The 11425-nt window shown below is 34.2% G+C and carries 10 protein-coding genes and 3 pseudogenes; 4 read left to right on the top strand and 9 right to left on the bottom strand.

The genetic code is table 11. The features are described 5' to 3' along the window. Positions 1 to 100: 100 nt before the first annotated feature. Positions 101 to 1060: a hypothetical protein gene (locus tag ACFO0S_RS07170; RefSeq protein WP_378141103.1), complete on the top strand. Its 960-nt coding sequence runs from the start codon at positions 101 to 103 to the stop codon at positions 1058 to 1060. 351 nt (positions 1061 to 1411) lie between these two features. Here the strand turns inward: ACFO0S_RS07170 and ACFO0S_RS07165 are convergent, their stop codons facing one another. The 5 genes from ACFO0S_RS07165 to ACFO0S_RS07145 form a co-directional block, all read right to left on the bottom strand. Next, entirely contained in the window at positions 1412 to 1618 is a 207-nt protein-coding gene (locus ACFO0S_RS07165; RefSeq protein WP_378141102.1) for a hypothetical protein, read from the bottom strand. Beyond that, on the bottom strand, positions 1615 to 2313 hold the full coding sequence (locus tag ACFO0S_RS07160) for a nuclease-related domain-containing protein (protein ID WP_378141101.1): 699 nt from the start codon (positions 2311 to 2313) through the stop codon (positions 1615 to 1617). The genes ACFO0S_RS07165 and ACFO0S_RS07160 overlap by 4 nt, the downstream gene beginning before the upstream one ends. 262 nt (positions 2314 to 2575) lie before the next feature. Further along, positions 2576 to 2890 carry a hypothetical protein gene (locus ACFO0S_RS07155; protein ID WP_378141100.1) on the bottom strand — a complete coding sequence of 105 codons (315 nt, stop codon included), beginning with the start codon at positions 2888 to 2890 and terminating at the stop codon, positions 2576 to 2578. A 55-nt stretch (positions 2891 to 2945) separates the two neighbouring features. Continuing rightward, positions 2946 to 3740 (bottom strand): hypothetical protein, encoded by a 795-nt coding sequence (locus tag ACFO0S_RS07150; RefSeq protein ID WP_378141099.1) that lies wholly within the window; start codon positions 3738 to 3740, stop codon positions 2946 to 2948. A 317-nt stretch (positions 3741 to 4057) separates the two neighbouring features. Further along, positions 4058 to 4309 carry a thermonuclease family protein gene (locus ACFO0S_RS07145; protein ID WP_378141098.1) on the bottom strand — a complete coding sequence of 84 codons (252 nt, stop codon included), beginning with the start codon at positions 4307 to 4309 and terminating at the stop codon, positions 4058 to 4060. 296 nt (positions 4310 to 4605) lie between these two features. Between ACFO0S_RS07145 and mgtE the strand changes: the two genes are divergently transcribed. Then, positions 4606 to 5964, top strand: a complete 1359-nt coding sequence (mgtE, locus tag ACFO0S_RS07140; RefSeq protein ID WP_378141097.1) for a magnesium transporter — start codon at positions 4606 to 4608, stop codon at positions 5962 to 5964. A gap of 580 nt (positions 5965 to 6544) precedes the next feature. Beyond that, positions 6545 to 6685, top strand: a pseudogene (locus tag ACFO0S_RS07135) (IS5/IS1182 family transposase); the annotation flags it as partial. A 207-nt stretch (positions 6686 to 6892) separates the two neighbouring features. Here ACFO0S_RS07135 and ACFO0S_RS07130 read toward each other — a convergent pair. Genes ACFO0S_RS07130 through istA form a run of 3 tightly spaced genes read right to left on the bottom strand, consistent with a single transcriptional unit; the run spans position 6893 to position 9356 of the window. Then, the gene (locus tag ACFO0S_RS07130) at positions 6893 to 7096 is read right to left on the bottom strand and encodes a hypothetical protein (RefSeq protein WP_378141096.1); all 204 of its coding nucleotides are present in this window, start codon (positions 7094 to 7096) and stop codon (positions 6893 to 6895) included. Then, positions 7093 to 7806 carry an IS21-like element helper ATPase IstB gene (istB, locus tag ACFO0S_RS07125; protein ID WP_378141095.1) on the bottom strand — a complete coding sequence of 238 codons (714 nt, stop codon included), beginning with the start codon at positions 7804 to 7806 and terminating at the stop codon, positions 7093 to 7095. Before istB ends, ACFO0S_RS07130 begins: the two co-directional genes overlap by 4 nt. A 35-nt stretch (positions 7807 to 7841) precedes the next feature. Next, positions 7842 to 9356: an IS21 family transposase gene (istA, locus tag ACFO0S_RS07120; protein WP_378141104.1), complete on the bottom strand. Its 1515-nt coding sequence runs from the start codon at positions 9354 to 9356 to the stop codon at positions 7842 to 7844. A gap of 226 nt (positions 9357 to 9582) precedes the next feature. Here istA and ACFO0S_RS07115 point away from each other — a divergent pair. Next, positions 9583 to 9840: pseudogene (locus tag ACFO0S_RS07115) on the top strand (transposase); the annotation flags it as partial. Between the two features lie 509 nt (positions 9841 to 10349). Here ACFO0S_RS07115 and ACFO0S_RS07110 read toward each other — a convergent pair. Further along, positions 10350 to 11348 (bottom strand): annotated as a pseudogene (locus tag ACFO0S_RS07110) (MGDG synthase family glycosyltransferase); the annotation flags it as partial. Positions 11349 to 11425 lie beyond the last annotated feature (77 nt).

Below are 11425 nucleotides of genomic sequence, written 5' to 3'. Positions count from 1 at the left end.
TGCCCCTTTTCGAAAATGTTGGTGTGGTAACTTACATTTTACAGGAAGCATCTCTCTTTTTCTTTCTATTTAAATGGGAAAAAATGGTTAATCAACACGCGTGATAGTATTATTTATTATTTTTTTGAATTTAGAAAAATCAAATAAAAATATAATTTTACTTTCAAGCACTTTATCAAATAAAGAATCAGAACTTATCTATCTCGATAAAGATTTTAAGACTACAATGACAACGACTCTTAATTATAATGGATTTACAGAAATCGAAAAAAATTCCAGTTCTATTGAACTTATAAGTCCATATAATTCTTATTTTGCTCACATTAAAGATACTAAAACTTCTATAATGAAGAGTAGATACCCATCACCGATTTTTAACATACGGAAAAATGATACACAGCTTATAATATATAATTATGATGAGTTAAGTGATATCAATTACTACACGTATGAGTTAATAACATTGCATTCAAAGGGTAAAGTTCGTTTGAAAGGCATTCCTATATCTGCCTTTATAGAGAATAACTTAGCCTACATTTACACGCGTGACATGTCACTTCCAAATTTAGATGAACAATTCTCTCTTCAAATATTAGATTTACATAATAAAAACAATCATAAATCTATAAGTGTCAATGCTCCTATCATGGTGAATGACATTGCAGCTTTTGATACTAAATTATTTTTAGTAGGCATGAACATGAGTAATTCAGATAGTACCGTTATAGAATTTGATATGCTTACAGAGCAAATCACTACTTTTAAATACTTATATTCAGGAATACAATTTATTGAAAAAGTAAATGATAATTATTTAATAGTCTTTAACGATTCTGACCACACACATAAATGGGTTTATTACAATGAAAGTTTCGCACAATCGACAGAATTAGACTCATTCCAAGGAATAGTTTCAAAAGTTAAAGTAGATCAAGATTTTGCATACTATATTTCGTCAATTTCTAATGAAAATTTCCTTAACAGGTATAATTTAAAAGAAAAAAAAAATTTATTTAAAAAGCAAATTCCATTAACTGTTACTGATTTTCTGATTAATTAAATAGAAAGAGGCAATTAAATGTCTAATTGTTTTCATCCTAATTTCCTTTTTCTATTTAAGTCATAGAATTTAATAATTGGCTTAACCCGTCTTTGCTGATTGATGCTCCACCGATACTCATATCATTGCTTCTACCCTCACTTTTCCCCGTCACAGCACAAACATATCTTTACTAATCAGGCTCGATAATGGATTTGTCTCTCATCATAAATAATGTCTACCCGATCTCCCTCTTTTAATTGAGAGATATCTAAAATCTAAATCAAAAAAACCTTGCGACCATTATTTGTTATGCGTTTGGTCTACAAATCATCTTCAGATTTGTACTCTCTTGCTATCAACCGAAATAATTCATCTCATTATTTTGATAATTTCGAAATGGTTGAGTTTTTTATTTTCAGAATAAATCTTTGAAGCCTTTCTAAAGGCCAACCATTGAAACCAAAACTGTCTCACATTCGGGTCATGAGAATTCTTCACGAATAATAATTTGCTGCTGCCAAGCGCTACTTTCTTCCCAGTCCAATAGCCTTCTGGATAGTACAGTGCATAGTTCATGATTTGATCCTCATTGCTTCCTCATATAAATCATCCAGTGTGGGTTGTGGCTGTGCTTTATTTATTGACGCATCGATTTGTTGGCTAAAAGTTTTTATTTCTTCATGGTTCCATATCTCTCTATCCATGCTTTTAATCATTCGCTTTAACTTAGAGATATATGTGACTGAAATATTGTATTCAGGTACACGTACATGACGCAGACTAGCCCTTTCCGAGTAGACAATCACTGAGAAGATAGGTGCGTCCAGTTGGTTAAGATTCAAAGTGTTTTTAACCGCGTTGACATGCAATTGATTCTGTTTTACCGGGCTGAAAAAAGAGTGGATTCTATTTCCGATCTTTTGTTGCCAATAATGTTTGGTGGAATCTCCCTTGATTTCGCCACCATAATTCTTTGTTTCAATTACGAAGATACCAAACTTTGAGAGCACCAAATGGTCCAACTGGGTTTTTCGAGTACTAGTCTCAAATGAGGGAAGGTGAATATCATGATATGAAATATAGTCCGGCCCCAATCGGTTCACTATCTTTTTTACCCGTTTTTCAGCCTGTCGCCCTTTCTTGACTGCACTTGATTCTCCCGGCCCTCTTTTAGTCAATGCCTGGTAAACAATTAAAACCAACAGTATTACCAGAATGGAAGGCAGTAAAATACTTAGAACCGTATAGATTCCGGTAAATAAACTAATCATTTTTTACCTCCTCAGAATCAGAGACTTTATTTACATACACCAACAGAGTTCTTTTTAGCTTCACTTTGTACAGCTTCAAACTGATCAATGTACTCCGTGTTTAGAGGATATATAGCGACTTGTGCAAGTAAAGTGGATCCGTTACGAAACACAGCAAGCTCTGAGAAGATTGCTGCAGCTGCAGCAATGCTACCAACGGAGTAAGAGCGAAAAAAAGAGTGAGAGGGCGAAATGCTCTCTCACTCTTTTTTTGATTATTAGACTAAAATTGACCATTATAATCTCCCGGTACAATTGTTCTTAGTTTGTATCTTCCTGATTTTTTCATTTCATCATATATTATAGTGTAATTCTCATTTTCTTGAATCAAAGCCCATATACTAAAATTTTCAATGTAAATTTGTTTTCCATTCGAAATTACAATCCAATGTTCTTCTGTGGTATTATCTTTTTTAATCACTTGAATGTTTTCGGTTGTAGAACTTTGAATAGCAGTATTTTGGCTATAAATATAAAACGTGATTAAAAAAACAATGAGTACTAAAATGAAAATTAAAATAAGTTTTTTGAATTTCATAGAAATACTCCTTTTATAAGTAAACCTCAATAGTAGAGAGAGGTACTAAAAAATTTTAATAGTTAAATGCGTGTTGTGTTGCTGCTAAATTATAATTCGAGCCGCTACTTACACTTATGGACGCATACCCTATGTTAAGCGAAAGTGAACCAGGAAACCCTGTTTTGTGATAATAGTGTGATAATATTATAGCACCACCAGTTGGATTTGTAGCGTCTTTAGTTTCGATATCCATTTGTGCAAATCCACTTTGGGTGTAATCATATTTATCATGATCATAATACCAAGATGCTCCACCATAAGAAATTTCCGATGGTCTTCCGTAACAATCAGTTGATGCTATAGTCGTGCCGGCATTGTTCTTCATATATGACCTGCAAGAATAATTCCCGTTATTAGATATTCTAGTTCGGAATTCATCATTATAAGAAAGTGCTACTTTATCTTTGTATTGATAGAAAGGTATTTTATTCCATTGCCAGTTCACATAAATTCTATATGTTTTTCTTCCGTTAATTACCCCTAAATAGGACTTATTATTGAAAATTGTTAAATCTGCTAAAGGAATAGTACCCATGATTGAAATGTCCCCAGACTTTGATTCTTTCAAGACTCCATTTTCATCAAAATAAAATTCCTTTTTTTCCCCTCCACCATAACTTACTGGCTCACTATCAACAATATCATGTTTTTGTTCAACTGGCATTATTGAAATAAAATCTTCTGGATATCCTAACTTTCTTAATTCTTTATCAAGCTTTTCCTCACTGTATTTTTGTACCTTTCTTAAATCTTCTTCTTCATTTTTTCTGCAAATACTGATGAAGAAATCGCAAAAAACGAAAAGCATAAAACAAGTATAAAGAATAATTTTTTCATATGACTACCACCTTTTTATAATTTTTTAAAAAAGTTCGCCCTAAAAATTTCAATATTCTTCCTCCTTTAGGTATATTTCCTACTTCGCCAGTATAGATTATGATTATAGAATATTCAAACTATTTTTCTGAAAATGGAAAAAAGAGTAATATATATCTAGGCTTGGAAAATGATTTGTGAGGGTTCAATTGTAGGAATTGCACCCATAGTCCCTCCCTAATTAAAATCAACGAATATCAAAACGTAAAAAATGAATGGTCATTTCGCCTAATTACTCTGCCTTGAACTTTATTTCCACATTCCATTACTTCCTGATTTTGCTTCCTTCTGAACAGCCTCAAACTGATCAACGTACTCAGTATTTGGAGGATATATTGCAACTTGAGCTAACCCTTCTCTCAATAAAAGTTCGTTTATTGTGAGCATACCGAGCTTTTCCCCCTCTACATAGGTTTCTCCGTTCATTTCATAATCCTGATTATGATAAACATTGTCGAGCCATACATTTTTAGGTACCTGTGCGTTAAACGATTCTGACAAAGGACTACAATTCTATAAATATGTAAAGAAAACCTTGTTATATCAACATCGCTGCTTTATTTATGCAAATTGTATTGAATAGTTCAATGCACAGGTATCTTGAAACCTACGATCATTTATATCTCTTTGGCAATAGTTTTCATCATAATCGGGATTTTATTTATTAGTAAAAGAATAAAGAGTAACATTTAGAAGTTTTTTTGCAAATCTTTTTTACAAATTTTTCTTAAGCAAGTTTGGATTAAGTTGACTTACTAGCTATTTATTTTGTGAATTGCTTACGGGGAGAGTTTTCTATGACTTTAACAATGACAGAAAATGAAATTGCACTTGCAATCATACAAGCACTAAAAGAGGGTAAGAAAAATTCTCTTCAAGATATCATCGAAGAATTGCAGCCATATGATATGGCACAGCAATATCATCAGTTGCCAAAAAAGCATAGAAATAAATTTATTTTATATTTGTCCATTGAGCAACTGACAAGTTTCATTCAAGAATTAGATAAAGAAGAACAGTTAGATATTCTATATAAACTTGGAATAGAAAAATCTACTAAAGTCCTTGATTTGATGGAAAATGATGATTTAGCAAGCTTGCTTACAGATTTAGATCAAGATAAAATTGAAGAACTTTTGTCTGAAATGAAGCAGGAAGAATCACAAATCGTTCAAAATTTGATGAACTATCCACCTGAAACTGCCGGAAGGATTATGAATAACCGCTTTGTTTGGATTTCGAAGCACTATACAATCAGAGAAGCTGTAGATAAGTTGAAGCATTTTGCCGAATTAGCAGAGTATCTTAACTATTTATACGTTATCGATGACGAAAAAAGCCTGGTTGGAGTTGTATCTTATAAGGATCTGCTATTAGGGGATTTACATGATAAAATTGAAGAAATCATGTATAGCAGAGTGGTAAAAGTAGATGTACTTACTGACCAAGAGGAAGTGGCTAAATTAATTTCACGTTACGATTTCGTTTCAATTCCGGTTATAGAGGATGAAGATAAATTAGTTGGTGTTATTACTGTTGATGATATTATTGACGTAGTGATACAAGAAGCAAATGAGGATATTGAAAAATTATCAGCATCTGGTAAAGCTATAGATTTCAATACAAAACCCCTTGTAGCTGCATACAGACGATTACCTTGGCTTATCCTACTCCTATTCATTGGCTTAGTTTCAGGAAGTATCATTGATGGTTTCTCTGCAACATTAGAAGAAGCCGTAGCTTTAGCATTCTTTATGCCAATGATTGCTGGTATGACAGGAAACACAGGTACTCAATCTCTAGCGGTCGTTGTTAGAGGGCTTGTCTCCAGTGATTTAACTTTTAAAGAGGTAATCAAGCTCATCTTGCGTGAGCTTTGGGTAGGAATCATTATTGGTATTACTTGTGCGATTATGATTGCAATCATTGCGTTTATATGGCAAGGAAATCTTACACTTGGATTGGTTGTTGGAGCTTCATTGTTGATTACTCTTATCATTGGAACGTTAGCTGGTACAGTTATACCTTTAATTCTTTATAAATTTAAGGTTGACCCTGCTGTTGCTTCAGGTCCGTTAATTACAACCATAAACGATATCTTATCTTTACTTATTTATTTTGGTATTGCAACAATATTTATCTCAAAGCTTATGTAATTATTTTGAAATTTTTAGAACTACATGCTGCTGGAGTAGTTGTTATAATTTTTTGAAGGATAAAGAGTGGTATTTTTTTGCTGAAATTTTGTTTAATATTGAAAAGTCGGAGATAAAAGACTTCGCCTTTTTATGCTTGATGTAATTAAAAGAGTATATGCATAAAAAATGGGTAAAAGCTGACTATGGTTACTTTCATTAATTTTGTTTTAAAAAGTTTGTGAAATGTTTCACTTAAACTATAGGGGGCTTTAGTTGAGAAAGAGTCACCTTTCAAACAGCGAATTTCTTATGGATTTTATTCCCTATAAGAGAATGAATGTACCATAATGGATAAAATCCGTTATGGTTTTTTGCTGTAATTCGCAAGCGAATTCGCTACATAAATCACATGACTACAATATATATTTCATTGTATTGAAAAGGTATACGAATTAGGGTGTGAAAACACCGTTAAAAGTGAATAAATCGTTATTATATCAACAAAAAAGAGCATACGAAATGTGTTACGAATTCGTATGCTAAAAATATTGTTTTTTCTTAGTTTGCACTCCAAAACTGAACTACTTAAGTTTCATCTGTAGCCTTTATCGATTCGACTCATTTTAAAGCCAACGCCAATAAAAAGAAATTTACGAAAGAAGTCGTGAATGTAAAAACAAGGTGGTATCAAGCACAATTGGATAAGGAAATAAACAAAGACAGAGTAGGTCATGGAAAAAGCTTTTAGACAGTACGCATCTAGCCCTACAATCTGTTAAAATGGACCTTTACTCCAAACATGAGTATTGCGGTAGGAAAAAGCCAGCAGTGCGGAGTTTGGAGCCACCAATTGCGGAAGATAGAGCCACTTAATGCAAGACAGGGAGCCAGTACTTACAAATATTTAAAAAAGCCATCGATTTCAGTTGCTTCGATGGCCGTTCAGTTACTTGAAACTCTTTCCTTCTAACCGTGATTCTATAATTAAAACAGCTTGTCTGACAAGCTCATCCGCATCTAACATGTCATCTTCATTAATTCCTAAACAGATGGGCAAAAGTAGTTCTATTATTTGCTCCATTACCTCTTCAGGAAGAAAGTGATGAAAGAAATGCTTGACAATACGGTTCTCCACTTCTATAGGAATCATGATGTTCCTACCAATCCATGGCGTTCCCTCATTGAAATCTCTCCATCTACCATAATGTGATAGGAATCATGAATAATTCGATCAAGAATGGCATCTGCTACTTGAGCTTGTCCTAATTTAGCGTGCCATCCTTCAGGGGAAAACTGTGAACAAAAGATAGTAGAAGCTCTTTTGAGCCTTGATTCAATAATCTCTAAGACAAGCATCACATGGTCTTCTGGCAACTCGGTTAATAACCATTCATCCAATATCAATACATCTATTTTTCTATATTTTTGAATTAACTTTCGAAAGCTGCCGTCTGCTTCATATTTAGCCACAGTCAATTCATCTAACAACTCTGGAAGACGGATATATTTAACGTTATAAAACTGTCGACATGCTTGAACACCAAAGGCGTTTGCGATCCATGTTTTACCGTTACCTGAAGCGCCCATAAGGATAATATTATGGTGTCGCTGAATATAGTTTCCGGTAGCGAGTTCTAAGATGAGTTGCTTGTTCAGTTTACGGTCCGAATGATATTCAATATCTTCAACAGCTGCTGATGGTTCATTCAATGTAGCCTGTCTGATGAGTCGCTCTAACTTATTTGAACGTCTGCGATCATACTCATGATCTACTAAAAGCTGAAAGCGATCATCAAAATCCATAGTTTGATAATCCCTGTTTTGGCTTTGTTGTTGATAGATATCTGCCATACCTCCCATTTACATTTCAGATAGTTTACGTAAAGTTTCCTCATTCATTTTGAACGCTCCTTCCCAAAATAAGCTGCACCACGAACAAATCCATAATCATTGGCCATACTTTTTGATTTTTCGGTAGAGGATTCCGGCGGAATCCTTTTATTCTGTCGGTCTAGTATGCTCTTAAGAACAGAAAGGGTAGGGTTACTAGATATGGTGAGTAAAGTGTCTACCGACTTCTCCAACGTAATTGGATCATATTTTTCCGCAATATTTCTTAGAGCGCTTAAAATAGACAATGCTTTTTTCTCAGGGTTTTGCTCTAGCATAAAACTAACAAACTTCTCCATGGAAGGACCAATAGTTTTAGACCAGACTCGATTGTTTTCTGGATTATGATCTAAATATAATCGGTGATGATCAGGCATATGTTCAACAGAAGTAGAATATTGCCCAATGTCTCCTTTTAACCGCTTATGAGATGCAATCCGTACATCTTTAAAGTAAAATTCAAGTAGATCTGGTGTTAAGCGAATCTCGACCTGCTCCCGGACGTATTCATAAGGAACGGAGTAATACATGTAATCAATTTGAATGTGATAGTTAGGTTGAACTTTCGCTGTTTTCCATTCGGTCAATTTGTAACGTGTGTGTGGAAGAGGACGAAGGTAGGGCTTCTCCTCTTTTTCAAACACTTCTTTTCGAGACCCTGGACGCTTTTGAAAAGCAGTAGTATTGATTTCCTTAAGCTTATCTGAAATATGGTGGTTCAAATCTTCCAAGTGAAAGAAAGGATAATTACGTAAGGCAGCGATAATCTGCCTGGATATATAGCCAACAGTTCCTTCAACACTTGCTTTATCCTTCGGTTTTCGGACACGGCTCGGAACTATTACCGTATGGTAAAAATCAGCTAGCTCTCTGTAGGCTTCCTGTAAAATTGGTTCACCTCGTAGAGGTTTAGTCACACCCGTTTTCAGATTATCAGGCACCATTGTTTCAGGTACTCCTCCAAAATACTCCAAGGCATGAATGTGGGCAGTAAGCCAGTTCTGAGATTTCATGTCTAAAAAACCTTCAACATAACTGTACTGACTGTATGGAAGTGTAGCGATAAACACATAGACTGGTATCTTTTCTCCTGTGACCCGATCTTGAAGGCTAAGTGTAGAACCCGCCCAGTCGACTTCCATAATTTCTCCTGGTTTACGTCGTATTGGCATTGTCGTCTTATATTTCTTTGCGTAATGCCCATATTTTTCAGTAAAAGTGCGGTAAGCATAAGGAATCTTCTTTCCCTCGCGTGCTTCAGTAGCGTACTCAAGATGCAATAATTTTAATGTAATGTTTTTCTTCTGAAGTTCTTTGTGAACCTTTTCCCAGTCCACCGGGTAATACCCTTTCTCGATTGCTTGTTTCTCTGGAAACAGAAAATCATTTAGCCAGGCATCCGTCATGGTATCGTTCAATGATTGAATACCCCGTTCTTTTGCCGTATTGATTACACTAGACACTGTATTCCTTGAGTGGCCTGTGCTCGCGCTAATTGTACGCTGACTCATCCCCTCCAAATGAAGGTCTATAATCTTCCGACACTTAATCAAATAAAAAACCTCCTTCTATAATAGAAATGTCATGCAGTTAAGCATGCTTCTCAATTATACAAGGAGGTATTTATTTATATAGCCTACGTGGCTCACTTACTCCGCACTAGGCGGCTCTCTCCTACGCATTAGGTGGCTCAAAAGTTTGCACTAGTGGCTCATTCTTTCTGCAATAATCAAAACATACACATAAAGTCAAAATACTACCAAGCTGATACAACCACATATTTGGGAAGATGACCCAGATGAGGCAATCCATCTAAGGCATGCCCACACAAATATGCAATTGTAAGCGCAACACAAAGAAACAGTAGAACGGGCCTTTGCTGATGCAAAATAAAAGCATGGTATGCGTTGGACCACTCTTAGGGGACTGAAAAAAGTGGCCATGCAGACGATGCTAATTTTCGTTGCAATGAATCTTAGTAAACTTGCTGGTTGGGCTTGGTAAGTCCTAGCTCTCAAAGCAAAATGCTTTAAAACAACGAACCCTCCATTTCAGCTGGAACAGAAACGGAGGGTTGTCTACGGTCTGAATTCTTATTATAAAAAATAATAAGAATATTTGTTTATTATACATTATCTCTTCTTTCCATTTCTTCTAAAGCCTTATCATAATCAAATTCAACCAAGGCTATAATCATATTTTTTAGAACTCCAATAAACTCTCTTATAAATTTGACCATTTACAATATATCTCCTTTCAATTTTATCCTTTAATCCTGAAGTCACAATGTCCAATATAGCTCTGGCCTTAACTAATTATCCGCATTCTTAACATCCCTTTTTTATAATATGTCTATTACATTTTCTGTTTATACAAAATGAGATTTTTTAAAGGGATTTTACTGATATGGATTATTACTCTAGAAACCTTGTTATTCACTATTTGTCTAAACATTTTTTCACCTAATAAGCCAGTTAATTTCTTCTGAGAATCTTATCTAAATGACCTATATATTAAATATTGATTATTTTATCAATAATTTCCTTAGCAGCATTAGGTTTTTGGATTTTTTTTATATTTTGTATTATTTCCTCATAATAATTCTCATTAGATAGAAACTGTTCTAGCACCACTGGTATATCTTTGTAAACTTCTGCTATCAAAGCTGCACCATATTTCAATAAATACTGGGTATTATGCTCTTCATGTCCGGGAACTGGTTGATAAATCAGAATCGGTGTTTCACAAACTAAAGACTCTGACATTGTTAAACCGCCAGCTTTCGAGATAATAACATCGCTCGCCCTTAAATAATCGGTAAACCTATTTGTAAATCCAATACTAACTGTTTCATGTTTACAATCTAATTGCTTAATTTTCTTTGTTGCTTTTTTATTATGACCAGCTATACATACTATTTGTAGATTTCTTTCTAGAGTGTTTAAAGCCTTTAATACCATCGTGAATTTGGTTAAACCAATTGCTCCGCCTGTGATTAATATTGTTTTTTTCTCAGGGTCTAAGTTTAATTCATGCTTTAGCGTCAACTTAGACTTCATTACTGATGGTATTGAACGAATTGGTATACCAGTTGAGTGGATCTTTGATAAAGGGACATTATATCTTGATGAATAATAATCCAATTGGTCTGAAGCCGTAAAATATCCATCTACTTCGTTCCTAAAATAAGCTGGATGCAATACAAAGTCAGTTATTACACTATATAATGGTATATGAACATTTTTTTTACTCTTCATTTTTGACAAAATAGCTGTAGAAAATGGATGTACGGAAATTAATGAAATACATCTACTTTCTTTGATTTTAGAGTAAAGTTTATCACAGAGTATTGTTCCAAATTGGTCCATTATCATATACCAAGGAGGTTCTTCAGTATGGTTATACAATTTTCTCCAAACACTCGGACAAAATTTTAATATTTTCAAATAACCTTCTAATATCATTTTGTGAAATACCGGATTTATAAATTTGAATGTGTCAATTATTTCACATTGATACCCCCTCGTATATTAATAGTAAGAGCTCTTTCCAATAGAATTTCCAGTTGATCCGGACTTCTGGTGAATCT

Source organism: Chryseomicrobium palamuruense (assembly GCF_042649045.1).
Lineage (GTDB): Bacteria > Bacillota > Bacilli > Bacillales_A > Planococcaceae > Chryseomicrobium > Chryseomicrobium palamuruense.
This window is presented reverse-complemented; position numbering and strand designations above follow the sequence as displayed.